The organism is Streptomyces sp. NPDC006655 (genome assembly GCF_040703965.1).
Classification (GTDB): domain Bacteria; phylum Actinomycetota; class Actinomycetes; order Streptomycetales; family Streptomycetaceae; genus Streptomyces.
This window is the reverse complement of sequence record NZ_JBEYJU010000010.1, coordinates 81,744-107,230: the sequence shown is the minus strand read 5'-3', so window position 1 is coordinate 107,230 and position 25,487 is coordinate 81,744. Positions and strand designations below refer to the sequence as shown.

The 25,487-nt window shown below is 64.2% G+C and carries 26 protein-coding genes and 1 tRNA gene; 5 read left to right on the top strand and 22 right to left on the bottom strand.

Features of this window, described 5'->3' with window-relative positions; all coding sequences use genetic code 11:
* Nucleotides 1-33 precede the first annotated feature (33 nt).
* Genes dndB through dndE form a run of 4 tightly spaced genes read left to right on the top strand, consistent with a single transcriptional unit; the run spans nucleotide 34 to nucleotide 5,158 of the window.
* Complete coding sequence (gene dndB, locus AB0958_RS08635; RefSeq protein ID WP_366889603.1) at nucleotides 34-1,173, top strand: DNA sulfur modification protein DndB; 1,140 nt, start codon at nucleotides 34-36, stop codon at nucleotides 1,171-1,173.
* Nucleotides 1,170-2,768: a DNA phosphorothioation system sulfurtransferase DndC gene (gene dndC, locus AB0958_RS08630; RefSeq protein ID WP_366889602.1), complete on the top strand. Its 1,599-nt coding sequence runs from the start codon at nucleotides 1,170-1,172 to the stop codon at nucleotides 2,766-2,768. The genes dndB and dndC overlap by 4 nt, the downstream gene beginning before the upstream one ends.
* Entirely contained in the window at nucleotides 2,755-4,782 is a 2,028-nt protein-coding gene (dndD, locus tag AB0958_RS08625; RefSeq protein ID WP_366889601.1) for a DNA sulfur modification protein DndD, read from the top strand. The genes dndC and dndD overlap by 14 nt, the downstream gene beginning before the upstream one ends.
* A complete protein-coding gene (gene dndE / locus AB0958_RS08620; protein ID WP_366889600.1) occupies nucleotides 4,772-5,158 on the top strand; it encodes a DNA sulfur modification protein DndE in 387 nt (128 codons plus the stop codon). The genes dndD and dndE overlap by 11 nt, the downstream gene beginning before the upstream one ends.
* 75 nt (nucleotides 5,159-5,233) lie before the next feature.
* Here dndE and AB0958_RS08615 read toward each other — a convergent pair whose 3' ends face one another.
* The 13 genes from AB0958_RS08615 to AB0958_RS08555 form a co-directional block, all read right to left on the bottom strand.
* The gene (locus AB0958_RS08615) at nucleotides 5,234-5,701 is read right to left on the bottom strand and encodes a DNA phosphorothioation-associated protein 4 (protein ID WP_366889599.1); all 468 of its coding nucleotides are present in this window, start codon (nucleotides 5,699-5,701) and stop codon (nucleotides 5,234-5,236) included.
* A complete protein-coding gene (locus AB0958_RS08610; protein ID WP_366889598.1) occupies nucleotides 5,701-7,755 on the bottom strand; it encodes an AAA family ATPase in 2,055 nt (684 codons plus the stop codon). Before AB0958_RS08610 ends, AB0958_RS08615 begins: the two co-directional genes overlap by 1 nt.
* Complete coding sequence (locus AB0958_RS08605) at nucleotides 7,752-7,916, bottom strand: hypothetical protein (protein WP_162684374.1); 165 nt, start codon at nucleotides 7,914-7,916, stop codon at nucleotides 7,752-7,754. The genes AB0958_RS08610 and AB0958_RS08605 overlap by 4 nt, the downstream gene beginning before the upstream one ends.
* Nucleotides 7,917-7,951: 35 nt before the next feature.
* Nucleotides 7,952-10,096: a DNA phosphorothioation system restriction enzyme gene (locus AB0958_RS08600; protein ID WP_366889597.1), complete on the bottom strand. Its 2,145-nt coding sequence runs from the start codon at nucleotides 10,094-10,096 to the stop codon at nucleotides 7,952-7,954.
* Nucleotides 10,096-11,646 carry a histone-like nucleoid-structuring protein Lsr2 gene (locus tag AB0958_RS08595; protein WP_366889596.1) on the bottom strand — a complete coding sequence of 517 codons (1,551 nt, stop codon included), beginning with the start codon at nucleotides 11,644-11,646 and terminating at the stop codon, nucleotides 10,096-10,098. The genes AB0958_RS08600 and AB0958_RS08595 overlap by 1 nt, the downstream gene beginning before the upstream one ends.
* 272 nt (nucleotides 11,647-11,918) lie before the next feature.
* Complete coding sequence (locus AB0958_RS08590; protein ID WP_366889595.1) at nucleotides 11,919-13,658, bottom strand: ATP-binding protein; 1,740 nt, start codon at nucleotides 13,656-13,658, stop codon at nucleotides 11,919-11,921.
* Nucleotides 13,659-13,836: 178 nt separating this feature from the next.
* Nucleotides 13,837-14,352, bottom strand: coding sequence for a hypothetical protein (locus AB0958_RS08585; RefSeq protein ID WP_366889594.1), 516 nt, complete (start codon nucleotides 14,350-14,352; stop codon nucleotides 13,837-13,839).
* Nucleotides 14,353-14,647: 295 nt separating this feature from the next.
* Nucleotides 14,648-14,950, bottom strand: coding sequence for a hypothetical protein (locus tag AB0958_RS08580; protein ID WP_366889593.1), 303 nt, complete (start codon nucleotides 14,948-14,950; stop codon nucleotides 14,648-14,650).
* A gap of 5 nt (nucleotides 14,951-14,955) precedes the next feature.
* Nucleotides 14,956-15,177 carry a hypothetical protein gene (locus tag AB0958_RS08575; protein ID WP_366889592.1) on the bottom strand — a complete coding sequence of 74 codons (222 nt, stop codon included), beginning with the start codon at nucleotides 15,175-15,177 and terminating at the stop codon, nucleotides 14,956-14,958.
* A complete protein-coding gene (locus tag AB0958_RS08570; RefSeq protein ID WP_366889591.1) occupies nucleotides 15,177-16,223 on the bottom strand; it encodes a major capsid protein in 1,047 nt (348 codons plus the stop codon). Before AB0958_RS08570 ends, AB0958_RS08575 begins: the two co-directional genes overlap by 1 nt.
* Before the next feature lie 27 nt (nucleotides 16,224-16,250).
* Nucleotides 16,251-16,661: a head decoration protein gene (locus tag AB0958_RS08565; RefSeq protein ID WP_366889589.1), complete on the bottom strand. Its 411-nt coding sequence runs from the start codon at nucleotides 16,659-16,661 to the stop codon at nucleotides 16,251-16,253.
* A gap of 107 nt (nucleotides 16,662-16,768) precedes the next feature.
* Nucleotides 16,769-17,470 carry a hypothetical protein gene (locus AB0958_RS08560; RefSeq protein WP_366889588.1) on the bottom strand — a complete coding sequence of 234 codons (702 nt, stop codon included), beginning with the start codon at nucleotides 17,468-17,470 and terminating at the stop codon, nucleotides 16,769-16,771.
* A gap of 125 nt (nucleotides 17,471-17,595) precedes the next feature.
* Nucleotides 17,596-19,086, bottom strand: coding sequence for a hypothetical protein (locus AB0958_RS08555; RefSeq protein ID WP_366889586.1), 1,491 nt, complete (start codon nucleotides 19,084-19,086; stop codon nucleotides 17,596-17,598).
* Nucleotides 19,087-19,370: 284 nt separating this feature from the next.
* Between AB0958_RS08555 and AB0958_RS08550 the strand changes: the two genes are divergently transcribed.
* Entirely contained in the window at nucleotides 19,371-19,775 is a 405-nt protein-coding gene (locus AB0958_RS08550; RefSeq protein ID WP_366889585.1) for a DUF4357 domain-containing protein, read from the top strand.
* A 76-nt stretch (nucleotides 19,776-19,851) separates the two neighbouring features.
* On the opposite strand, the gene AB0958_RS08545 is transcribed toward AB0958_RS08550, so the two are convergent.
* From AB0958_RS08545 to AB0958_RS08505, 9 genes are all read right to left on the bottom strand, one after another.
* Complete coding sequence (locus AB0958_RS08545; RefSeq protein WP_366889584.1) at nucleotides 19,852-21,309, bottom strand: terminase family protein; 1,458 nt, start codon at nucleotides 21,307-21,309, stop codon at nucleotides 19,852-19,854.
* On the bottom strand, nucleotides 21,306-21,851 hold the full coding sequence (locus tag AB0958_RS08540; protein WP_366889583.1) for a hypothetical protein: 546 nt from the start codon (nucleotides 21,849-21,851) through the stop codon (nucleotides 21,306-21,308). Before AB0958_RS08540 ends, AB0958_RS08545 begins: the two co-directional genes overlap by 4 nt.
* 47 nt (nucleotides 21,852-21,898) lie before the next feature.
* Nucleotides 21,899-22,099 carry a hypothetical protein gene (locus AB0958_RS08535; protein ID WP_366889582.1) on the bottom strand — a complete coding sequence of 67 codons (201 nt, stop codon included), beginning with the start codon at nucleotides 22,097-22,099 and terminating at the stop codon, nucleotides 21,899-21,901.
* Nucleotides 22,099-22,308: a hypothetical protein gene (locus AB0958_RS08530; RefSeq protein ID WP_366889581.1), complete on the bottom strand. Its 210-nt coding sequence runs from the start codon at nucleotides 22,306-22,308 to the stop codon at nucleotides 22,099-22,101. The genes AB0958_RS08535 and AB0958_RS08530 overlap by 1 nt, the downstream gene beginning before the upstream one ends.
* Nucleotides 22,305-22,751 (bottom strand): VRR-NUC domain-containing protein, encoded by a 447-nt coding sequence (locus AB0958_RS08525; RefSeq protein WP_366889580.1) that lies wholly within the window; start codon nucleotides 22,749-22,751, stop codon nucleotides 22,305-22,307. Before AB0958_RS08525 ends, AB0958_RS08530 begins: the two co-directional genes overlap by 4 nt.
* Nucleotides 22,748-22,969, bottom strand: coding sequence for a hypothetical protein (locus tag AB0958_RS08520; protein WP_366889579.1), 222 nt, complete (start codon nucleotides 22,967-22,969; stop codon nucleotides 22,748-22,750). Before AB0958_RS08520 ends, AB0958_RS08525 begins: the two co-directional genes overlap by 4 nt.
* Nucleotides 22,966-23,871, bottom strand: a complete 906-nt coding sequence (locus tag AB0958_RS08515) for a ParB/Srx family N-terminal domain-containing protein (protein ID WP_366889578.1) — start codon at nucleotides 23,869-23,871, stop codon at nucleotides 22,966-22,968. Before AB0958_RS08515 ends, AB0958_RS08520 begins: the two co-directional genes overlap by 4 nt.
* Nucleotides 23,868-25,220: a hypothetical protein gene (locus AB0958_RS08510; RefSeq protein ID WP_366889577.1), complete on the bottom strand. Its 1,353-nt coding sequence runs from the start codon at nucleotides 25,218-25,220 to the stop codon at nucleotides 23,868-23,870. The genes AB0958_RS08515 and AB0958_RS08510 overlap by 4 nt, the downstream gene beginning before the upstream one ends.
* A gap of 172 nt (nucleotides 25,221-25,392) precedes the next feature.
* A tRNA-Gly gene (locus tag AB0958_RS08505) sits at nucleotides 25,393-25,464 on the bottom strand.
* Nucleotides 25,465-25,487 lie beyond the last annotated feature (23 nt).

The following is a 25,487-nucleotide window of genomic DNA, read 5'->3' as shown; positions in this document are numbered from 1 at the left end:
GACAGTCACTGCGAGTACGTTAAAGTCGCCGAAGTGGAGAACGAAGCTGTGGCACCTGCGACCCGAGTAGTCGCCCCACGCGCATCCGCCGGGTTCGAGTACACCTTCCCGGCGATCCGCGGCATCCAGGCGGGTCGGGAGTACTACGTCTCGATGTGCCCGCTACGCGTCATCCCCAAGATCTTCACCTTCGACGAGGACGAACTGTCTGCCGAGCTACGGGCGCAGCGCATCCTGAACAAGGGGCGCCTTCCGGCGCTCTCCAAGTACATCTTGGACAATCCGGATGATTACGTCTTCAGTGCTCTCACTGCCTCCGTCGACGGGATCATGGAGTTCGAGAGCCACAGCCCCGACGGAACCGGCTTCCGCACGGGCCAGCTGCGCATTCCTATGGACTCCCGGTTCCTGATCAACGACGGTCAGCACCGTCGCGCCGCCATTGAGCTCGCCCTCAAGGAGAACCCTGACCTCGGCGAAGAGACGATCGCAGTTGTCTTCTTCCACGATGCGGGGCTGGCTCGGTCCCAGCAGATGTTTGCCGACCTCAACCGGCACGCGATTCGCCCGGCGCGCTCTATCGGCGTGCTCTACGACCACCGGGATCCGTCCTCTCAGGTCGTACGCGTCATGGCTGGCCGCTCGCGCATCTTCAAGGGCTACGTCGAGATGGAGAAGAGCAACCTCTCCGCGCGCTCGCGGATGATGTTCACCTTGAGTGCCCTCTACTACGGCACCCAATCCCTCCTCCAGGGGCTGACGTTCAAGCACGAGGCAGCGGTCGATCTGGCCCAGTCGTACTGGGAGGAGATCGACAAAGCCCTGCCAGAATGGGCCATGGTTCGGGAGCGGGAGCTCTCCGCAACGGAGATGCGCCGCGACTTCATCCACAGCCACGGCATCGCTCTCCACGCCCTCGGACGCATCGGGAATTCCTTGTTCAGGGAGTCGGTTGCGCCTTCCAAGTGGAAGAAGCAGCTCGCCCCTCTGAAGACGGTGGACTGGACCCGGTCGAACACAGACTGGGAAGGGCGTGCCATCGTCGGCGGCCGTGTATCCAAGAGCCACCAGAACGTGACCCTTACCGTGAACTACCTGCGTATCCACCTTGGCCTCGAGCTCAGCCCCGAGGAACAGCGGGTGGAAGACGCTTACCTGCGAGGCGACGCATGACCATCCCTCTGCCTCTTGGCATCCCCTCCGTCCGGCGTCTGCCATTCGACGGCCGCTCGCTCGACGAGGTGACCGACGAGCTCGCCGAGGAGATCCGCGAGCTGTACACCGCGGACGAGGTTCCTTGGGTCATCGGCTACAGCGGCGGCAAGGACTCCACTGCTGTCTTGCAGCTGGTCTGGACTGCGCTCAAAGAACTGCCGGCCGAGAAGCTGGCCAAGGCGGTGCACGTCATCAGTACGGACACCCTGGTCGAGAACCCTGTGGTCGCAGCGTGGGTCACCACTTCCCTGGAGACGATGGAGAAGGCCGCCACCGCGCAGAACCTCCCCATCCAGCCTCACCGGCTGACCCCGGAGATCAAGGACACCTTCTGGGTCAACCTCATTGGTCGCGGCTACCCCGCCCCGCGTCCGAAGTTCCGGTGGTGCACTGAGCGCCTGAAGATCAAGCCCTCGAACTCCTTCATCCGTAACGTCGTGGCTGCTCACGGCGAGGCCATCATGGTCCTCGGTATCCGGAAGACGGAGAGCCAGGCTCGCGCCCGCGCGATGGAGAAGCACGAGAAGCGCCGTGTCCGGGACCGCCTCTCACCTAATGCCAACCTGCCCAACTCGCTCGTTTACAGCCCAGTCGAAGACTGGACCAATGACGACGTGTGGGAATTCCTGATGCAGAAGCCCAACCCCTGGGGCTACAACAATCACGACCTGCTCAGCATGTACCAGGGCGCCTCCGAGGACGGCGAGTGTCCGCTCGTCGTCGACTCGACCACCCCGTCGTGCGGCTCCAGCCGTTTCGGCTGCTGGACCTGCACCCTGGTCGAGCAGGACAAGTCCATGGCTGCCATGATCCGGAATGACGAGGAGAAGGAGTGGATGCTCCCCCTCCTCGAGCTGCGAGACAAGCTCGATTCGCCCTTTGGCTTGGTCAAGGACAAGGACGACCCCGACTACCAGCCAGGCAAGAAGCTCCCGCACCCCCGCCCGGACAGGGACGCGCGCGACTTCCGCCGGATGAACGGGCAGGTGAACCTCTTCACGCGCCGAAGCGATGGCGAGGATGTGGTCGTCCACGGCCCATACCTCCAGGACTTTCGCGAGAAGTGGCTCAAAGACCTCCTCTCAGCCCAGACTTGGATCAGAGCGAAGGCCCCCGAGCACGTCCGCAATATCGAGCTGATCACGCTCGACGAGCTGCACGAGATCCGCCGCATCTGGGTCTTCGACAAGCATGAGGTCGAAGACAGCGTGCCGACGATCTACAAGCAAGCAACGGGTGAAGACTTCCCTGGCGGCCCCCTCGATGAGCAACTCGTCATGGGCGCCGACGAAATGCAGCTCCTCAAGGAGATTTGCGGCGACGACCAGGTGCACTACGACATGGTGCGAGAGCTGCTTGCTGTGGAGCGTAAGTACCGCACCATGACCCGCCGTTCCGGGCTCTTCCAGGCACTCGAATCGGCTGTCCAGAAGGGCTTCTACGAAGACCGAGACGACGCCTTCGCTTTTGCGCAGCGCAAGAAGCAGTGGCGCAAAGAAGTAGCGACCAACCCGACCTTCGAGGACGAAACCAGTATCGATGCTCCTGCATAAGATCACCCTAGAAGAATTCGGGGCATACCGAGGCAAGCAGTCTCTCGACCTCAGCGTGAAGAACAATCGGCCGATCATCCTGATCGGTGGTCTCAACGGCTGCGGGAAGACGACCCTGCTCGATGCCATCCAGCTGGTTCTGTACGGCCCTCGCGCGCGGTGCAGCGGCCGAGGCAACAAGGCGTACGACACCTATCTCCGCGAGAGCATCAACCGCCAGCACGACCCGAGCCGCGGATCGTCGATCACCTTGGAGTTCACCGTCACGGTCGATGCCACGGAGCACTACTACAAGGTCGTCCGCAGTTGGCACGTCAGCGGTAAATCGCTGAAGGAGTTCCTCAACGTCTTCGTCGACGAGGAGTACGGCAGCAAGATCCAAAACTCGCGTCGCGCGAAGGCTGACCCAAAGTTCAGCCGGATCCTCAGCGAGGGATGGGCCGACCATGTTGAGGACCTCCTCCCGCTGGAAGTCGCATCTCTGTCCTTCTTCGATGGGGAGAAGATCGAATCCCTTGCCGACCCGGAGCGGGCAGCCACGGTCATTGAATCGGCGGTGCAGTCGCTGCTTGGCGTCAGCACGGTCGAACAGCTCCGCACCGACCTCCTCGCCCTGCAACGCCGTCAGAAGCTGTCCGATGAGGAGCAGCACCTCATGGACAATATCCATGACCAGGAACAGGAACTCGCCTCTGTCCAACAGCAACTGGACCAGGCAGCGCAAGAACGGGCTGCCCGCGGCAAGACGCTGAGGGAAGCAGAGCGCAAACTGGGCAGCCTGGAAGAATCGTTCAAGAAGGAAGGCGGCGGTCTCTTTGAGCGCCGCCAGGAGCTAACCGCAGCACGCGATCGAGTCGCCAGCCAGCTGTCTGACCTCCGCGCCTCGCTGGTCCAACTTGCTGCCGGCCCGCTTCCCTTCCTACTCATGGCGCCTCAGGTGAAGGAACTTCGGAAGCAGGCCAAGCAGGAGTCCTCGGCCGCGGAGGCCAGCCAGGTCCTCGACGTGCTGGCTGAGCGCGATGCATGGCTGCTCGAACTGGTGCCGGAAGACGCCCGGGGCGAGGTGATGAAGAAGCTGGAGCAGGACAGAGCCAAGCGCTCGAAGTCGACTGCTCTCAAAGTGAACCTCGGTCTTCCCCATAACGCTCTGGCCCAGCTCTCAGCTTTGGACGAGGGCCTCGCGCGTGACACAAACCGAGCGAACGAGCTTCTGAAGCAGGCTGCGTCCGCAGCGGAGGAACTGGATCAGCTGGACCGCCAGCTGGCCGGCGTGCCGGAGCAGAGCAAGGTGGAAGCGCTCCAGCGAGCACGTGATGAGCAAGCTCAGAACGTCACTCGCATCCAGGGCGGTATGGAGCGTGATGAGCAGCAGATCGCGGAACTGAAGCGGCGCCGTGAACACGTCGCTGCTGCCCTTGAACGAGCTCACAAAAACTTCGTCCAGACCAAGGTCAAGGCTGAAGAGGTTGAGCGCATCATCAAGTACTCGGAGAAGGCCCGCAGTACTCTCGAGCGCTTCGGCGAAGCGCTCCTCGAGCGCCACATCAGCAGCCTAGAGGTCGCCGTTCTGCAGAGCTTCAAAGAGCTCATGCGGAAGCAAGGGCTGGTCCATGACCTTCGAATCGACACCGACAAGTTCACGCTCACTCTGTCCGACAGCGAGGGCGAGGCAATCGATCCAGGACGACTCAGCGCAGGCGAGCGGCAACTGCTGGCAGTGTCTCTCCTTTGGGGCTTGATGAAGGTCGCCGGTAACCGCCTGCCCAGCGTCATCGACACCCCGCTCGGCCGCCTGGACAGCCGACATCGGGAGCACCTAGTTGATCGCTACTTCCCCTACGCCAGCGACCAGGTCCTTCTCCTCTCAACAGACGAAGAGATCGACGAGTACCTGCTGGGCCGCTTGAAGAAGTCCGTTGCCCACATGTACACGCTGGCCCACGACGACACGGACTTCACCACCAAGGTCGTCGAAGGTTACTGGTGGAATGCAGGAGCCTCCCATGTCGCTTGACACCGTCCGCCTGTCCCAGCCGGCCAAGGACCGGTTGGTTTGGCTGAAACGCCCCGCCTCCACCGGCATCCCCCAGTGGAACGTTCTCTGCCGCTGGGCGCTCGCCCTGTCCCTCCAGGACCCGTCGACGCCCTTGGTGAAGGACATCGTCACCGACTCCAACGTCGAGATGACTTGGAAGACGTTCGCTGGGCAACACCGCGACCTATACCTGGCGCTCCTCAAGCAGCGCTGCATTGCTGATGGAGAGGAGCCCACAGACGAGAATGTGGCCAGGACGCTCGTGGTGCATCTCCACCGTGGAATCGGCTACCTCGGCGCGGACAAGGAGAAGACCACGATTGAGGGCCTCGTCCAGTCCGCGGTGGCTTCCTGAATCTGGTCCATCGCAGTGCGGTGGGGAGGGAGCAGTCAGCTTCTGCTCGCTCCTCACCGCTATACGCAACCTCGTCTACCAGTCCAGAGATGCCACCTGCATCAGCTCGGACACATCGTTCTGGCGCTCGTCGGGGGTGGTCAAGGCGTCCATCACCAGCGTGCTGACGATCGAGACATAGTCCTTCCCGCCACTTGAGTTGACCTCGCCCTGGATGAAATTGAGGCCACCGTTCGCGTACTCCTCAAAGATCCGGACCCTCTCGTCTTGACGCCCGTCAGCAAGGATCTTGGGATCGGCGGTGTCCTCGACGACAGCGATCATGTCCATCAACACATCTCCGTACTGGCGCCCTTCCATGACAGACAGACGGATCGGCTCACCAGCCTTTGTGAAGGGCTCCCGTTTTCCCTTTCGCTTCCCCAGCATGGCAGCGAACATCAACACGTCTACCATTGCGTTGAAAGGGCCGTCCTTGCCGGACAAGGCCCCGATCAGGTCCTCGTGAGCAGCCGGTCGTCGGAAACGGTCTTCGTACCCCATTAGACGGTCACCTCTTCCAGAATGGTGTGCTCGAACTCGCCGTGCGTAACGAAGGGGACAGCACGGTTGTTGATCTCAATGCTCTCCTGCATGGCGTCAGTGTTGGGGGTCACCGAGCGCAGTACGTACATACGCGTCGCCGATCCCTGAAGGTGCTCCATCACTTCCCCACGCGCTTGAGAGTTGGACAGGAGAGTGATGATCTGCGAGGTGAGCTTGGGCAGTGCCTGAGCAACGTCCTTCTGGTACGCCAGATCGAGGCTGCCGAACGGTGCGTCCATGACCACGGGGTAGATGCCCCCTTCGCCGAGAATGTCTCCGCCGCCCTTCGACTTCCGCTGATGAATCAGCTTCGCGATCTCCGAAACGGCGCCAACGAAGCTCAGGCCGAGAACCTGATTCTCGCCGGTGCTCCGGATCGCAGCCCCTGCCGCAGATTTGAGGTGCAACTCGAAGGACTCTGTTAGCTCAGGCTCGTATGTCTTCCTGAAGATCCTGGAGAAGACTTCCTTGACCTTGGCATCGAGCTCCGCCCGAACCTCTTCCGTCTTGAGTTCAAGGGCTTCCTGGAAGGTTTCCAGAACCTCGTTCACAAGGTTGACCTGGCGCTGCACCCGCCGCGACTCTTCGTCCTCCGACTGAGCGGACCGGAACTGACGCTTCACCTTGTCGATCTCGACCTGGAACTCCTCAAATCTCTCCTGAAGGCGTCGGTGCTCGCTGATTCCATCGATCCGCTTCTCGTCGTACTCTTTGCGCTTCTGCTCCAGCCTCTGCACGTCCTGGATGTTCACGCCCTGGAGCTGACGGTCGATGTCGCTCTTCTCAGCCTCAAGCCGCTTGATCTCATCCTGGCAGCTCTGAATCTCAAGAGTCGCTTGCCGGAGATCTTCCAGGAGGGCTTCCCGAGCTTCTCCTAGGTGTCGCATCTGCCCACTGACGAACATCCAGCGGGCTTCAACGTCCTGAAGTCCTGCGTTGTAGCGTCGCTTGTCGAGTTCAGCGTAGGCCGCGCTCCCCTCCGGCACTGGGGTGCCGCACATGCATGCGCCATCCTCGATAAGCCCATCAATGAAGTCTCGCTGAATACCGGCGGGTAGCTGCCGGCGCTCCCTCATCGCCTCAGCCAGCTCAACCACCTGCTTGTCCATTCCCGAGGTGAATGCAAGAAATCCACCCTTTGACAGGATTTCGCTCTTTCGAGAGTACCGGGAGACCAGCTCGTCGCTCTTCACCTTGATCTGCCACTCAAGCTTCTTGCGCGCGTTCTGGAGCGGCTTCGACTCCGAGTGACTACGCAAAGCCTTCTCCATCGCTTTGACTTCGCGCTCGTAACTGCTGATCTCCTCCGAGACTTTCTCTGCCCTCTTGCCTGCTTCAGCTCGCTGCTCTTCGAGGCGCTCCTGCTCCTCCTGTAGCTTGGTGAGGCGGCTGTCACCCCCCTTGGGAAGCTGCCGTGCGAGGCGTCGAGCAGCTGCCGGCAGATGCTCGGCGATGGCCCGTTCCATCGGCTCTAGATCCATCAATGTCTTGATGGCCTGCTTTACCTCATGGTTACTCTCTTCCCCGGCGAACATTTTCTCCATGCGCTCACCATTGAAGAAGAAGAAGCGTCGTAGCCCCTCGGGAAGGATCTTCTCAATACGGTCCTGACCGTTGGGAATGACTTCGCTCTCTCCACGCTCAATCTTAGTCAGGGAAAGCGTGGCTTGCACAGGTACTTGGTTGTTGCTGTTCTTGACCGTAGAGACCTCACGCAAAGCAGAGAAGGTAACTCCAGCGTGCGTGAACTTGAGTTCCACTGAGGCACTCACCGAACTTCCCAGCGGGGTCTCTGCCCATTTCTGGTCGTGAATGACTCGCTGCTGCTGCTCGACGTCATCAGAGAACTTTCCATACAGCGCCCAGGCAAACGCATTGAGGAGTGTGGTCTTCCCTGCACCGTTGTTGCCGAAGATGAGTACTGAAGGACTCCCTTCCTCAACGTCGAGGTTGAGGACCTGCTGCCCATAGAACGCACGGAAGTTGTTGAGCGTGAGCTTGAGGAGCTTCACTTAATGATTCCCTTCACAGCGGCAACAATGTCATCGACGATGGCATTTGAGTTCCGAATGTGCAGGTACTCCCGTTCGAGCTCAACGACTCGCTTCGCCAGCTTCACCCCGTCAGGAGACAGTTTCCCCAGCACCTCTTGCGCCGTCTTCTTTTCACTCACGGTGGCTCCTTCATCCGATATGAATGCATTGATGGCTAGACATCCAGAAGGCCGTAGCGGATACGTAGCGGCCGAAGGATGTCGAGAGTTTCTGCTTCATTCTCTGCAAGGTGCGCGAACTCAGTGACGCGCGCGAGTTCACGAGCCACCATCCCTCGCTCGGTCGTGTCTCGCATCCCGGTCGCGCCTTCTGGCGGGACGACAATGAAATCGATGATGTCCGCCATAGTTTTCCCTGCTGCTTGGCGGAGCACTCGCCCGCGTCGCTGGATGAACTGCCGCGGGTTGGTCGAGCTGGCGAGCAAGTACGCGGTGCGGGCGGCGGGCACATCGACGCCTTCATCTAGGCAGCGCATCGAGGCGACTACCTGAAGCTTGCGGTCTGCGAAGCGTTGAAGCACCTGCCGCCGTTCCGGCCGTTTGGTCTCCGATGTGTATCGAGCCGCCGGCATCTGCAGCTCATTGCCCACGAGAGCCAGGGCCTGGTCGATCTGCGGAGGTTCATCGGGAGCGCCATCCGCGTAGGAGAGCGGGTGCTTACCCTCCGCACAGTAGAGCAGCTGATACCAGTCTTCCTGACGCTTCTCGATCTCCTTCTTGAGCGCAGGAAGCTTGGCCCGGGCGTGTCCCAGAAGGTTGGAACGCTTACGCAGCAGTGCGCCCAAGACGCTGTCCTCGTCTGCCTGCTCCGAACCTTGCTGGGCCGCGAAGATCCTGGCGATCTTCTCTGTGATCTCTACGTATAGTTCGGTCTCTTCATCGTCGAGCTCAACGATGACCGGCGTGTAGGTGTACCGGCACAAGGCTCCGGCCTTGATGGCCTCGCCGATACCCATCTCAAAGACCACATCGCCGAAGTAGCTGGTCAGAGCTGAGGTTCCCTCATCATCGAACCAGCGCTCAGGGGTAGCCGATAGGCCGAGCCGAAATTCTGCACTCTCAGGCAACTTGGAGCTCACGTGCTTGGCACCAAGGTTGTGCGCTTCGTCAGCGATCAGAAGCAGGCGCCCACTGTAGCGGCTCAAGATTGACTGAAAAGCACGGTCCCCGAATGTCTTGTTCGTGGTGATGACTACACCACCGCGGCTCACCCCGAGCGCCAGAGAGTCCAAAAGATGTGATGCCTGCCCATACCACGATGTCGTCGACTCATAGGCGCGGATCGGAGATACCCCAAACCACTCAATGTCCTTCGCCCACTGATCGACTAGGTGCTGATAAGGAGCAACCACGACGGTGAGGAGTGGCTCGCCCACCTTGTCCAACATCTTGGCCGCCTGCGCCCCTGCAGAGAGAGCTGTTAGCGTCTTCCCTGTGCCTGTAGCCATCCGCAGAATCCCACGGCCACTCTGGGCAAACCAGTTGCCCACCGCTTGCTTTTGATATTCACGGACCTTGAGTTCAGCCGGAATTCTCAGCATGCCGGCACTATCTTGGACAGGGACGGTCAGCGGTGCACCACCATAGTCAAAGATGTCAGGCTCACCGAGCTCTGAAGTCCCCTGGCTGACACGCTCAATTACCTTCTTGGCTGCATCTGTGAATGGGAGAACCCGAAGTTTCTCCGTCCTGTCTTCCCAGAGAGCATCAAACTGTCTGCCGATCCGCAGAGCCCTTGCGCGATCGCGCTGATCCCAACTACAGAACACTTCAATGGACTCAAAATTTCCAACCAAGCCCGAATGCGTCTCGTTTGCGCTCCCTTTGAAAGCTACTAGTTCCTCTCCGTCTCGAAATATTCCGATCTTCTCGTGATACATGCCCACGCGGTTTTCGGCAGTTACATAGGCGAGCTTAAAGTCGAGTCGCCCCTCCGCGACGAGTTGGCCTAGCTTCCCCAACCCTCTAGCGGCTCGAGGGTCTTCGACCGATCGCTCCAAGTCACGGACTGCGGCCTTCTCCATAACCGACCGGAGCGAGTAGCCCGATTCGATTTCCTCGATGTCCTCAGGGAGGAGATAAGGTGAAGCGACTACGCGCATGACTCCACCACGGCGAGCAAACTCATCAACTCCTTCACCGATCACGGAAAGAACCGAGGCGGTGAAGTACCCGACGGCGCGATCGTACGACTCGGAAATCTTCAGAGACGGTACATAGAAATCGCCAACGATGTTCCCTTGATCGCTGCGGTATTCCTCTGCGAAATCGATGGAACGCAGGGATTTGGAAGCGGTCATTAGAAGTCCAATCCGAGATCTTTCGCAAGATCGATATGCATAGAAGGGTCTGCTTCACTAGTCAGCTGGCCGGAAGACCCAGACCCTTCTCGTTGCTCCGCATCCACAGCTCGGCGGACGATTCCATTCTGCACGACAAACGGATACTTGTACATCATTTGCCGTATCGAAGAATCCTTTACAGCAAATTCCCGCGTAAGATTTTCTACCACTTCCTCGGCGAGAGCGCTCCCCCCTACTTTGTCAATCTCCTCGGCAATCAGGTTCTGGATTCCTGTATAGCGACGAAGCCCCCAGTCGCTGAGAGCCCAGGAGTCGACATCGCTCCGCATGAACCTCGAGTCGTTGGCGAGCTGCACCTTCAACGAGCGCTCGTTGATACCGTCGCCCATCCTGGAGGCGAGCGATGGAGATGTCAGAGGGTGATCCGTCTCATGCAATACATTCCATGCACGATCCTTGAGCGTCGCCCGTCGCGATACGGACCCGTTTGATCGGGCATCGAGATTGCTGATATTTGGCGCTGGAATTGCATCTATCACCCAGCCGTTCTCTTCCAGCTTCGCCCCCAGGATGCTCCGAACCGTGTCAGCGGCATGCGCTGGCAACGGCACCTCGCCGGAGAGCACCGCGCCGAGGGTGATGCCCTCGCTGCTCACTCCGAGGGCAACTGCCAGATTGTCCAGAAGTGCGGCGATCGGCTCATATCCGACGCAATCATCCTGCCCCTGCGATGCCGGTTTGTGTTCCACATCACCGGGCGGGCGAGTCCCGCCCATTGCCTGTACGTACGCGTTGTGGACAATCGATGGAATACGTCCTCGGTCTCCGACGACATAGCCGTGGCGCCTTGCCCAAGAACGAATCTCCTGATTCCCCGCCGGCGCGCGATTGACGTTTTGGGTATCGTCGCCTTCGGCTGGATTTGTGCTTTCTAGATCAGCGGCAGAAGTTGCGATCTTGCCCCCTCCGTCTACAATCTCCCGGTGATCTTTATGGGCTATTACATCTGAGTGAGCGCGTTGCTTCTCGCCCTGCTCTACAAGCTGCAACTGCCCATCTCCGACGGAAAGTCCGCAGCAATCCAGCCAAGAGTTCAAGTCACCTGCCGTCACGCCTCGTTCGGTAAGAATTCGGTGCGCCACGTTTACAGACATGACCTCGTCGGCCTCGAGCTCGAGCATCTCAATCGCAAAAGACCGTTCGCGATGCAGGTCCTGGTCATGCGCCTCCCCAGTTTCGCGAGGGACGTCGGGCTGGATCGAGCCGTCGCCAGAGATTGCAATCCGCACCAGCTCGCTGAGCAGGTGAGCCTGGTTCCTTCGTGTCATCCGAGGAATCCGGCCAATGCTCTGCGGCGTCTCTGCAGTGAGGGTGCTAAAGCTCAGGATTCCCTGCTCCGCCAGGGCGGATAGTACAGAGGCGCTCACACCAAGAGAGTCCAGCGGGGACTTGCTCGCCACACCAGGGATCAGCGAATTGATTTCGTCGTACGCCAGAGACTTGTCCACTGCCATGATGTGGCCAAGCAGGTCGAAGACGTCATCCATTGAGGAGCGCCTGGCCGACGTCTCAGCTGGGCACTCTGCATGCCACCATTCGGCGCGTCCACCTAGCTGCTGAAGCCACAGAAGCGCATCGGGTGCGACCCGGTTCAGCCAGGGGAACGTCTGGCTCCACGTTGCGCCGTTTTCTACCCCGCCCTGCACTGGCACTCCTTGATTTCCAATCAATATTTACGGCTTAGCAGAAACGTCGAGGAAGCAGAAGACAGGCTGGAGACCTTCTAGCGTACGGCAGCGATGCACTGCGCTTCCGCCTGCTACAGGACATCCTTGATCTTGTCCATGTACAGCTGGGTGAAGCTGCCCCAGTGCTTCCTTAGTTCCGCGTACTGGGCATCGGGGGTCGCATGCTGCGTCTCAGCCTTGGCGTACGCCACGATAAGGAGCGTGATCGCTTCGAGGGCTCGCTTTGCCGTTGAAGTGACGATGCCACTTGCTCCGCTCGCGTTGGCTCCATCGGCAATTTGCTTCAAGGGTTCGTACATTTCCCGGTAGAAGGTATGCCGAGAGTTGAGGCGAATGAAGGTCTGCTCACCGAGGTGAGTGAGCTCGAAGATCTGGTCACCAGGGAAATCGACCGTCTCGATCACAAACGGCAGGTCTGCGATTCCCTGTGCGTAAGCCTCCTTCTCTTCCTCCGTTGTCTTTCCGGCGTCCTTTGCCATGTCGTCATAAGCGCGGTCCCGCTGAGCGGGACTAGGCTTGTCCTTGATGCGAGACTTAGGCATAGTGCGTTCTGCATTCTTCACCTCCTTGACGATCGGTGCATGCTCCCCCGCATGCTCAGCGTTCTCGCGCTTCTGCTGCCCCCAGATTCGCTGCAACTCTGCACGGGCGGCGGGAATGAACTTCCTTGCGATTTCGCGCAGTGTCTCCCGAAGCTCGTCATCGGGGACAGCGCCACGCTTTACGTTTCGAACGCCCATCAATCGATCAAGCTCTGGCGTGAAGCGAACTTCGAAACCGATGAATCGATCCGGAGTTTCAACTGTTCCTGGGTACAGGCGCGCCACGTTCGTATAGCTGATCTCTCGATCATGTCGCAGGAAACTGATAGCTCCTTCGTTCTCAGGCAGGCGGAGCTGTTTAGCCATGGCGTCTCCGCCGGAGCCCCTGTGTCGGAGTACTTCAGCTGGTGCGAGGGTGATCGTCACATGAATCTTATGCTTGGCCCCGCCAACTTTTACCTCCACTTCCTCGCTGAAGAAGATCTGTGGCTCGAAGTGGGGAGTTCCGCTCGGGAAGGTAGCGTTAGTAGTTCGCCGTAGATGGTCACTCAGAACATGATCTACCCAGCTTCCCTTCTGCCGGAAAGTCGGGTCATGTGGCCTGAGGTCCAGCCCATCTACCGAGATTCGAATCCCCCCCCCAATGAACTCACGAAAAATGCGAGAGAGTTCCTTGGTGAGCTCACTAATCACATGGTCGGGGCTGGTCCTGCCATTCCCATCTGAGACCCGGTCAATCTTGGACCATACAACAAGGGTTCCCGACCCTTCGGGGAAGTAGGCGAGCAGGTGAGACGGAACAGGTTCATCATCCGGGGGCTGAATCCCAACTTCATGTCCCGCCTTCTCTTCCTCTACGGCTTCCTTGAGGTCGAAGAAGACATGCTTAATCCGCTCACTTCCCTCAACTCGGGACCATGCATCGATGCGCATGGCAACGCTAAGTCCAGCGAGCTTTGCGCCAACTCCAAACTTTCCGATCGTGTCATCCGACATGAAGCGGGTGGAGTACCCGAGCTGAAGGTAGTGGTGGAGGGTTTCCTCCTCCATCCCCTTGCCGTCGTCGATGAAGGCAACCTCGCTGATGACCTTCTTGCGTCCTACCGATTCCTTCTCGGTGAGGATCTGAATATGGTTGGCCTTCGCTTCGATACTGTTGTCGATCACTTCTCCCACTGCGGAGGGGAAGTTGTGGCCCGACTCCCGAAGGCTCAGCAGAGCCTGACCGGACAGCACTACGGGGATGGGCTTGGGTGCGATGTCATTCATCGCGATGCTCCTAACTGCTCCGCAGCACGCGGAAGTTCTTTAGCGGACTGCACGTCGCCGAGCAATGATGTCACTGTTGGATAACCGCTGTGCCCCTGTGGCGACGGGCCGGCCGGGGCATAACCTTCCGGCCGACCCTGTCATCGTGGGGCGTGCAGCTGCTTATAGCCGTGGACGCCTACTCCTGCGCCGCGATCAGTTCCTCGGCATACAACCGGAGTGCGCGACGAGCCCGTTCGACGGTGGCCGCGGACACCTTCGCCCGCTGGGACGTGTCCGCGATGGACTCACCGAACAACAACCCGTTCAGGCACGCAGGGCCGTGCGGACCGAGAGCACAGGCCCGTTTCCGAAGATTCTGGATGAGCTCGTCCGCGATTGCGGCCTCTTCCGGGGTGACGTGAGTGACGAGCTCAGCGTTGAGGGAACCGTCAGGCTCGTAGGTCGTAAGGCGACGGTGGCGGGCGTCAGCGAGAGGGCGGCCAGCTGCCGTTTCGCGGGAGCGCTCGCGGGAGCGGCTAATGGTGCGCCGTGCGTCACGGCGCAGGCTGCGGCACAGGTAGTCCGGGTCTTCGGCAGTGCGCCTCTCACCGAGGGCGAGATTGAGCGCCGTATCGATCTCGTCCTGAAACGTTGCCGTACGCGGTCCCTGCTTCTGCAGGGCGTACAGGCGGCACATCGCGTCGATCCTCACGCAACACAGCTGCTGGAGCAAAGCTCCCCCTCTCGGTACCCGACGGCTATACGGCGGGCCCATATGGGTCTCGACCTGCTCTCCCTTTGGCCCGCGTCGCCATCTGGTCGACTCGGACATGAGCAAGTACCTGAACGGTAGACCACCCCACTGACATCTGTCCGCGAAGTGGCCCCAACACGTATGGGACACGGCAGGGCCGAACCCCCTCACGAGCAACGGAAGTTATCCGAAGTTCCGTTGCGGATCACGGTGGCAGGGAGCCTCCGGGTATGTCTTGCTCGCACGGGCACCCTTATCGGATACGGCGCCTGACCAGCAGCGTCGGCTGCTGTGGTGCCGAGGTCGATGCCTCGGCTTGCTCCAACAGCGCCAGCTGGCGCTCCAGAGCACGGACGTTCTCTGCGTTGTTCACCGTCGCGACCCCTTGAACCGTGACGGTCAGAGGGTCGGCGATCAGCGCTGCCTTGCGCTCTCGCAGGACCTCGACGGCTACCGCCTCGACTGTGCCGAGGCGCTGGTAGCGGACGTCAAGGTCGCCGCGGACGATGTCGCCGAGCTCGGATCGCAGATATGCGTACTCGGCGTCGGAGAGCATCAGGGCTACTCGGACTCGTTCGTCGTGGACCTCGCACGACGCTGAGGGGGAGCTGACTGGGGGTCAACGCTCTGTACCTGCTCTGGCTCCCAGACGTCCGGATGCGTGATCTGCTCGGCGACGGTTGGATCGGCGACCGTGGTGCCTGCCGCGAGCAGCAGCGTCTCGTGCGTCGTGGGGTCGGTGACGAAGACCGTGGTGGCGAGTGTGCGGGTGGTGGCCGGCATCAGAGGACCTTCGCGGTGATGTGGATGTCCGGGACGTACATGACCGGCATGGCGACGGCAGCCCCCTTCGTCCAGACCTGGACCGGGTCGTCCTGGTAGTCCGCGGTGATGACGATGCCCGGGGCGTCCTCACGGGTGATCGCCGGATTGGTGCCGGAGGAGAGGACCAGGGATTCCGCCGTGATGCCGTACTGGGTCTCCGCCCAGGACTCGGGGTTGGGCGGGAGGAGAATCCAGCGGTCCTCCGGGATGACACGCTGGTAGGCGTCGTCGACGGAGATCTGGACGTCGTACACCGTGATCGGTGGGAGGTTGTACCGGGCGCGGACGACCTCGACCTCGTTGGGCGCGAGGACGGCCGTGGGGGTGGTCGAGCCGTTGACGCTGCCGTAGTACGCGGCTCGGTAGGCATTGTTCGCGGCCAGCGTCGCGCGGGCTTTGTACGACGTGAGTACCCGGGCCGGGAGCGGGGCGCCGATTGAGCGCAGGTACTCGATCCAGCGGAGCTCGTCGGCGATGGGGTCGCTCGTCGGGTCCGACCAGGGCTTCGCGGCTGTGGGCATGTTGGGCGCCGGGACGCCGAAGTCGGCCTCTAGGGTGAGGCCGTTCTCCCCGTTGAGGCTGAACTTGCCGTCAACGAGGAGGTCGCCGGCGGCAAGTTCCATGCGGTTGTGGATGGACTCGACGTGGCGCTCGATGTCGTCGTAGAGCAGCTCGACGAACTCCGAAGCGTCGGCGCCGCGGGCGGTGTCGAGGAGGATCTGCTCCAGTTCCCCGACGATCAGCTTCTGGCCGAGCGGGGGCAGCATGCCCTCGGTGATGATCTTCTCGGCTTGGCGGCGGGCGACGGCGGTCTGGGCGTCGTACGCGCGTAACTTGGCGGCGTTCACGCGCCGCTTGCTGCTCCTGATGCGGAACTTGACGGAATTCAGGCGGCGTTCGGGCATGACCGTGCGGGTCAGCTCGAAGTCTGCCGGGGTGGTCATGGTGCGGGCGAAGGTGTTGAGGTCGGCCGCGTCGATGTCGCGCAGCAGGGTTTCGAGCATGGGGGCGGCTCCTCGGCGGAGTGGGTGTCAGATGAAGTGGATCTGCGCGGTCGAGGTGGTGATGGCGGCAGGGTCGAGGCCTCCCGGGAGCTGCGCGGCGGTGATTACGCCGTGCCAGAGCAGGGCCGCGCCGGCACGGGTACCGGCCTGTGTGAAGGGCACGTCGGCGAGGAGGACGCCGGTGAAGGTGGCGCGACCGTCTGTGGCGGTGGTGGTCCATGGGCCGTACAGGCCGGTGGCGGTGGCTCGGCCGAGGGGGATGCCGGCCTTCATGATGTTGCGGGGCTGGCCGAGGGTGGGCGGTGTGTAGTGGGTTCCCTCGGTGAAGAGTGCGGTGTCGAGGGTGATAGTGAGCGGGGTGTCGAGTCCGTGGCGTGAGGCCAGCCAGGGGCGGTCTGCGGTGGCGGACTCGGAGTAGGTGATGGGCTGGAGATCCACACCGGGGTCCTTCGCGTTGGGCGTCTTGGCGGAGAGGTCACGGTCACCGGGCTGTGCCGTGGTCCGCGAGCGTGGAGTGGGGCGCGGTCCCCGTGCGCGGCCGTGGGTCAGGAGCTCCTGAGGTGGCCGCGGCGTCGGGCGATGTCCAGGCCGAGCTGGCCCGGCCGTGGCGGGGTGCCGCCCGAGCGGGTGGGGACTCCGGTCGGGCTGCCCGAGGGGGGAGGGGCGAGTGTCTGCGGGGCTGCGGTGCCGAAGAGCTCCGGGCGGCGCAGCTTGAGTTCTTCAGCGGCTTGGGCGAGCGCCGGCCCGTCTGTGTCCGGGTCGATCTCGCGGGCCAAGAGAGCCACCGCGTCCTCCAGTTCCGTGCCCGTGGCGCCCAGGCCGACCAGCACGGTCCGGCGGACGGCCTCCTGCTCGCGCGCTGCGGCGACCTCTTCTCTTTCCTTTGCTTGGCGTTCGCGCTCGGTGGCGGTTCTTTCGCGCTGCTCGACCTCGGACAGGCGCTTCCGTTCGGCGTCCTCGTGCTGCTGTTCGGCCTGGCGTTGGTTCTGCACGTACTCCGTCAGGGCCTTGGCCGAATCAAAGCCGAGTTGGCCGAGGAGGTCACGGACGGCGGCACGGCGCCCCTGGTCCTTCTCGCGGGCGAAGCGGCGGGACAGTTCGTCCTGGGGGATCGTGACCGTCGTGATGCCGGTGTCCTCGGTCGTCGGATCGTCAGTCGGCGGGGTGCCGGGATCGTCGGAGGATGCCCCGACGATCGGGAGGATCGGACGGCCGTCGCGGCGGTAGCCGAGGGGAGCGAGAGGCACCGGAGGGTGCATACCTCGCGTTCGTTCGGTCATGGGCAGACGTTCTCCTCGCCCAGACGCCCCCGCGTCGGCGCGGAGTCTAAACCCCCCCTGGGCGCCTGGCGTGTCTGCCGAGCCGTGTGAGGTCACTCGGCTCGGCTGCCTCCTTCTTCCTTCTCGGTGCCGTTCGTCGTGTGTGCGGCCGCCGGGGACGAGGCCCTCGCGCGGATACGTTCGACCTCAAGCGCGGCGTCCTCGATCGGGAACCCCGCCTCGACCAGGAGCCGTACTCCTGTTTCTAGCGTCAGCACGCCGCCCTGTACGCCGCGCACCACCAGATCTAGGGCGGCCGACAGATCCGCGGGCAGGTAGGCGCCGAAGGCGATCGTGGCCTGAGCGTTGTCACCGGGAGGTAGTAGGCCGCCGAGCTGGTACAACCGCTGCACCATCTTCAACAGCAGCGGGTACTTGGCTTCGCGCGCCAGGCGCATCGAGCGCACCATCGCGTCCAGCGGGCCGAAACTGAGCTGCAGCGCGTATCCGGACGGCACCTCGGAGGGGCTGACCATGCCGAGCACGCTCGCCGGCAGTCGGGTCACGACGGACAGGCGGTCGCGCAGCGCCTCCACGTACGCACGGAGCTCGGCGAGCTGGGCCGACGTGTCGACGGTACTGAGCTGTCCGTTGTCGCCGAGCGGCCACACCATTCCCGGCTCGACCTCTACGGGCAAAGGATTGCCGGTTCTGCGGTCCACCGGGAGCCGCGCCCCGGACAGACCGATGATCGGGGAGCCCGTGGTCGCCGAGGCCCGCTGGCTGTCGGTGTCGGCCGCTGCGAGATCGTCGAGGAGCTGGGCGACGGAGACGAGGCTCGACTGCCCGTAGTGCTCCGGGCCGTTGACTGTGTTCGGGACGTGGACGATCGGGATGAAGTCCAGCTGGAGGTCGAGCCGTTTCAGGACCTCGCCGTCCGCGTTGGTGCGGAAGCGGGCACTGGCGGGGGAGAGGGCGTCGATGTCGCCGGTCCTGTCGACCTGGTCGAGGTCCCATTCGGCGTCGGTGAGGAAGCAGGTGGTGGCGCTCGGCCTGCTGGACCACGGGTAGGTACGCCGGCCGCCGCCCTCGATGGGTTCCAGCTCGTACGTCACCCGTCTGAGGGTTCCCTTACGTCCGGTGCTCGGATCCGCTGGGACCTCCCAGGCCAGGTGGACGCGTTCCGGGTAGGCGTCCGCGTCGAGCGCGCCGTCCGGGACGACGGGGAAGTAGAAGCCAGGGTCGAAGGTCTTCAGGACCGGACGGCCCTTCGCCCGAGACCAGGCGAGCAGGTAGACGGTGTCGCCGAGCAGGACAGCGGTGCGTTCGGCGTGCTGCATCCGCATCCGCAGGTGCTCCGCCTTGGCCCAGTCACGCAGCAGCGCCTCCCGGTCCTGGGCCACGGGGTCGTCCTCGGCGCCGTCGACGACGATCTGCTGAGTCTCGCCGAGCAGGTGGCTCAGCGTCTGGTCGACGATCAGGGAGGCGTCCCCGTACTCGCGCCGGTCGTCACCCTCGCTGGAGAGCAGCGCAGCGGCCTGGTTGGTGTCGTACGCGGCGAGCACCGTGTAGGCGGCCAGACGGCGGCGGTCCGACTCCGGCACCCAGGACATCATCGTCGACCCTGGCAGGCCCGTTGGCCTCCCTGCGGCAGCCGCGCGGAAGGCTGGCTTGTACGACAGCGCGCCCCAGGTATCGACGACCAACCTGCGTAAACGCTGCATCCGATGACTTCCTGTCCGAAGTGAGCGGCGCAGTCTAAGCCCCAGTTGCAGGGGGCTGTACCGAGGCGGCGCCGTATACCGGCTTGTTCTGCTGTCTGCTGTACACTAGAGTGAAGCGCAGATAGTTGAGATGGTGCAAGCCGTCGACTAGGGGAGGGATCTCTATGGCAACGCTCACGATCCACTTCGACCCAGAGGTACTGGCGCACATCGTTGCGGCAGGCGCAGATGGGGTCGTGGAAATGAATGTGTCGCTCGGTGGGAGTGCCGGGGCGGCCAAGGCCACGCCCGCACCAACGGGGCCCCTCGCTCCGCTCATGGTTGCGGGCCTCCTGAAGGCCAACGACGTACTGACGTTCCGCCAGACGCGTGCGAAGCGGTCCGCCACGGCGATCGTCCAGCCCGATGGGCAGCTGATCGTTGAGGGGAAGGCAACACTGTTCCCGTCGCCCTCCAAAGCTGCGAGCGCGGTGACGGGTAGTGCGATCAACGGCTGGACGCTCTGGAGACTGCCCGATGGCCGAACCCTGGATGAGCTCCGTGACGAGCTGATGTCCGGCGACGACTGATGTGAGTTGTCGGCCCCGCCTGCAGACGTGGGACGCTGTCGTTCGTACGTCGGCACGCAGGGCCGACGACCGCCGTTCAGCGCCTTCCGCTGAGACGCTTGTCTGCGGATGCCGTCGGTGCTCCCGGAGCCGCGGGGTCAAGGAACAAGTCAGTCAGCGCCCAGACGCAGGAATCGAGCAGGTCCGGAGACTTCTCCTCTGCTTCCGAGGCACCGACGTACGTCGTCATCTGTTCCTCCAGCGCCGCGAACGTGCGCGGCGAGCCGGCGTGGCTGATCCGCGACTGCTCGTAGAGCATCGCCACCGGCGCCGCGCGGGCCCGCTTGCCGCGGGTGGCGTGGACGACGCGGCACGGGACGGTCGGGTCGACCTCGGCGAGGAGAGCGGGGAGGTAGTCGCCGCCGTTGTTGGCCTCGATGACCACGCAGTCGGCCTGGTGCTCGTGGTAGAGGGCAGCGGCGCGGCGCATTGCAGCTGTCGGGGTGTGGCGGTCCTGTTCGGCGTGGAGGACGTAGCCGCGGGGGCGGCGGTCGCCGTACATCTGCTCCAGCGGGTAGGAGCGGCCGGCGACCGTGAACGCGGTCAGGTCCGCGGAGTCCGTCGTCGTGACGGCCGGGTCGACGGCTACGACCAGGCGGTCGAGCGGCGGGACCGCGGTGCGGGCGACGCGGAAGCCCTCGACCTCGAACATCCACTGCTTCCATAGCGCGCCCTCGACGTCTTCGAGAAGGACGCCGTCCAGCTCCTGGCGGCCGAGGCGGGTGCCGCCGTACTCGGAGTCGAGTTCGGCGAGCGCGGCGGGGGAGAGGTTGGCGCGGTTGTCCTCGGTGCGGCCGGTGGTCAGGACGACGGTGGAGCTGGGGCGGCGGCCGCGTTCCACCAGGCGCTTGACGTGGGGGAGGGGCTTGGGGGTGGTGGAGATAACGACCTGCGGGCTCGGGGCCTCGCGCAGGCAGAACCACAGCATGTCGTACACCGACTGGGCGGTGTGGCGGTTCCAGGCCGCGTACTCGTCCAGCCAGCCCTTGTCGAAGGCGAAGCCGCGCAGGTTGTCCGGGGTCTCGGCGCCAAAGCCGTAGATCGCCGAGCCGTTCTTCAGGCGGAGGGTGGTCAGGCCGTTGCCGGGGCTGTAGCGGCGGACGTCCTCGGGCGGGATGACCGCCAGCAGGCCGGACTTGGGGGACTCGAAGCAGATCTCCTTGACCAGGGTGGCGTTCTTCGCGACGACCGCGATCATCGTCCCCGGAGCGGCCGCCCACTCCCGTACGGCCTCCGCCGCCGACTTCGTCTTGCCCCAGCCTCGGCCGGTGAGCATCATCCATGCCGCCCAGGCGCCCTCGGGCAGGCGCTGCGTGGCGCGGGCGTGGTGGTGCAGCCAGCCCTCGTGGGGCAGGCCGTCGCAGTTGGGGCGGTCGCAGGCCCAGCGGCGTGCCGAGAGTGCGTCGGCCTCGATCAGTGCGGTGATCTCGGCGTGCAGCTCGGCGTCGGACATACCCGTCGGGTCCGGCAGTACGGCCGGCGGTTTGGCGGTCACGGTTGCTCGCCGCCCAAGGTGCTGATGCGCGCTTCGAGTTCGCGGCGAAGCTGCTCCATGCGGGCCCGGCGTTCCTCGTCGGTCAGGGCCGACACGTCCGCCGTCTCCTGGCCCTTGGAGGCCGACGCGGCCGCGTCGGCCAGGTCCATGCCGTACGCCTGGCGCTCGATGCGGATGGTGACCTCCAGCCAGCGGATCACGTCCGACGGGCTGAGGCGTGCGGGGTCGAGCTGCTGGAGCTGGGAGACGATCTTCGACTGGGCGGCGGAGGCGAGGCGAGCGTGCCGGCGGGCCACCTCCCGGGCGGCCTGCTGCCGCTCCGCCCGCCAGAGGCGGTCCTGCTCCCGGTCCCACGCCTCGGTGCGGGGCACCCAGCGGTGTGTGGTCGACCAGCGTTCGATGAGCGTGCGGGACTTGGCCAGGCGTTCGGCGACCTTGCCGATGCTGCGGGACAGGCCGAGGTCGCGGTAGCAGGCGAACGCCTCCCACGCGGCTGCCGACTCGCTCGGCTGCCGCTCCCATGCCTGGCCGCTGTCCGCCATCCGTTCAGTGCTCTCCCGCCTGGTCTGTCTGCCCTCCCGGGCTCGCCTCACCTCGACGGACTGCGCAGGGCCGGGTCGAGGAGGCCGAGGTGCGCCAGGATGTCGGCGCAGTCGGCGTGACGCTGTGCACGCCCGCGGCCGGTGGCACGGGCGGCGACCTGGAGGGCGGCTCTGCGGCGTACGGAGTCGGGCAGCGGGGTGACCGAGACGGTGCGCTCCCACGACGAGGAGTCCTTGGCGAGGTTCATCAGGTCTCTCCTTCGGGAAGGTCGGGGAAGTCGTCGGGCTCCAGCTCGCCGTCGAGGAGGCGCGCGACCTGGTCGGCGAGGTGGAACGGTTCGCCCGCGAGGTGTTCGGCCAGGGCTCGGGCCAGGCCGGCGGCCGTGCGGTGGACGGTGGTCAGGTGGTCGATCTCGGCGTGGAGCCGGTTCAGCTCGTCGGCGTACGGGCCGCTCACCGGGTGGGTCTGCGGAAGTTCGCAGGCAGGGTGGCTCTCTGCCGCGCCGGGCCCAGCACCCGCAGGACGGTGGGCAGATCGTGAGGGCGCCATACGGCGACCTCGAACCCGCTGTCGGCGAGGTGGGACAGCCACTCACGCTGGGCTGGGCGTATCCGCCCGGTGTCGGTCTTGAACTCCACGAACAGGGTGCGACGTTGGCCGAGGTGCCCGAACACCTCGTCGGGCCAGCCCGGGTCGGAGCGCCGGGAGTCCGCCGTGTGGTACTGCAGTCGCCAGCCGTAGCGCATGGCGATGTCGCGGACCTGGCGGCGCCACTGCTCCTCGGTCGTGCCGGTGACCGACTCTGCCCGGTCGACGGCCGACGGGAGGCGCTCGGTCTCCAGCCGGTCGAGTGGCCCGTATCGCTCGGCGAGTAGCTTGCGGTACAGCTCCCCGTTCACGGCACGCGGTCCAGGAGCCGATAGCCCGTACTCGTCGGCAGCATGCGCTCCAGTGACACCCGGGTTCGCTGGCCGGTCCGACCGCCGGGCGTGGCGGCGGTGAGCACCGTGCAGTACGCGTAGCGGGCATCGACCTCTTCGACGCGTACCGCGCGGCCCTCGCTGCGCTTGTCGTTGTCGGCCCACACCTGGCCGACCCGTACGTCGGGCTGCTTCACGCCGCGCCTGCCAGGTAGTCGGCGGCCCACAGCTCCAGGGCACGCCACCGCTGGCCAGTCTCGATGTCGCCGTCCCGCTCCATGCGGTCGATGGCCCGCTGCACGACGGCCGCGGCGTCGGCGGGCATGGTGCGGGTGGCCAGCACCGTCTCGACCGGAGCAGTGCCCTTGCGGGTGGCGGTCTGTTCGTCCGGGTCGTACCAGCCGTCGGCCAGCTCGCCGAGGTGGCGTTCGACGATGGCCAGGATGATCGCGAACACCGTGGCGACGTTGCCGATGTTCTGTGCGCCCTTCACCGTGTCGAGCAGGTCGAGGACGTTCTCGTACTGCTCGATGCGTGCCAGCCAGCGGGCGTCAGCCGTGGCGGCCTTCCGCGCGGCCTCGAAGGCTTTCTCCGCGGCCTCCTTCTCGTCCGGCAGGAATACGATCTGCACGGTCGCGAAGTCCAGGTTGGCCTCCGCGAGGCTCGGCACGGTGACCTCGTCCAGCAGGTCGAGTGTCTTGTCGTCCAGGCCGGAGTACAGGCGCATGGAGACGTCCTCCAGCTCCTCGTACAGTGCCTTGAGCGTGGCAGGGTCGTCCTCGCCCGCGATCGAGTTGTGGGCTAGCTGCAACGCGATCTGCCGCTGTCTCGGCAGCGGCTCGGTGATCTCCATCCACCAGATCCGCTCCAGGCCGGCCTCGACGGCGGCCTTCGTGCGGTGGTTGCCCGACAGCACGATGCGTCGCCCCGAACCGATGTCGTTCCACACCAGCGGGGTGGAGGTCAGCGCTCCGTCGGCGCGGATGTTCGCCACGAGGCGCTGGAACTGCTCATGCCGCATGAACCGTGCGTTGACGTCCAGCAGCGTCAGCTCCCGCGGGTCGCCCTCGATCATGCGGGGTTTGAGCGGCTCGGTCATGGCTTCCGGTCCTCCTTCAGTCCCTCGGGGTGTTCGTGCTTGCTCCTCCACTGCGCGAATCCCTCGTCCAGCGACCAGCGGCCCAGCTCGCCGCCGTAGTCGAGCTGGTAGCGGTGGGCGGGATCGGTGGAGTCCTTGCGGGAGTTCAGCCGCAGCAGCCCGCGGTACTTCATGGAGACCGGGCGCTGTGTGAACGCCGTCGTGTTCAGCCGGGTCAGGCGGGTGTTCATGGTCCGCTGCGCCAGGAACTGCGCCTCCGTCGACAGCGCGGCGTACAGCACGAGCTTGGCCAGCCGCCCGTACGACGTCGGCGCGACCGGGAAGTCCGAAAGCAGGTACACGTTGTGCGGGTCGTATTTCGGCGTCGAGAACGCGAAGGCGCCCACCACGACCCCGTCGACCAGGACCGCGAGTGCCATCGTCGGCGTGCCCGGACGGATGTTGTGGTTCATGTACTGCGAGCGGAGGGTCGCGAACTGGCCCATCGACAGCGGGGCCAGCGTCAGGGTCTCGCCGAGGCGCTGGCCCGGCACGAGGCGCGGGGCACGTACCGGCTCCAGGCGCTGGTTGGGCCGGACGATCCGCGACCGCGGCACCGACGAGTACACGTTGATCGGCAGCCCGCGGTTGGCCGTCTGTACCTGACCGCGCAGGTGGCCGGCCAGTTCGTCGACGTCGAAGTGCAGCCCGAGCATCCAGTGAGGCCGGTCGGTGACGCGCTCGATCAGGGTCTGCTTGGCCGCCTCGTCCAGCGTCGGGTACTCCGGTGCCGGCCACTCCAGGTGCTTGTCCAGCGCCGCGAACTGGCCCTCGTAGTCGCCGGCGTAGAACGGCGGGAAGGCGACGACCGGTGCGCCCGCAGGGACCTGTTCTGTGAGCCACTGGTTCACGTCCATCGGCGCGTACGACGCCAGCCGCAGCGGGAGCGCCTCGATCTTCGCGACCGTCTTCGCGTGCAGGTTGGGGAACTGCTGCCGGTACGCCGTCAACATCCGGCCGTAGTACGGGTGGTCGTCCCGACCGATCCACTGGAAGAACCTGGACCCGAGCAGCACCACCGCGAGAGTCCCCACCCGGCCGTCCAGGTATGGCTCCAGCCAGGCGAGTCCGTCTCTCGACTCGGGGCGGATCGCGATCGGTAACCGCTCCCCAGCGAGGTACCAGCCGATCGCCGACGAGTACAGCTGCACGTCGCACCCATGGAGACGGAAGCCGGAGTCGTGCAGGACTCGCTCGATCGTGAAGTTTCCGGAGCAGCCCACGTAGACGTCCTCGGCCTGGCCGCGCCATGTGGTCGCGTGCTCGTGGATGATCGCGCGGAGATCCGCGGGGATCGAGCCGTGGAACAACGCTGCCTCCCCTGCGCGGGGTTGGTGGGTAAGGACGCGGGCCCGGAGGGGCAGGGGGCTGGTCCTGCCGTGCCGGGCCGCCCGGGAACCAGGAGGCGCGGGGGACGCCTGGAGGGGGATGGTTCCTTGGCTGGTGGGCTCCGCACCACGTGCCTGTGCGGACGCGCCCTCGAGCGCCGGGCCCGACTCGAACGGGCTCCTCCCCGCTGGTGACGGGGCGTGCTGCCAGATGCACTACCGGCGCGTGGCTGGACCGACCCGGAAGAT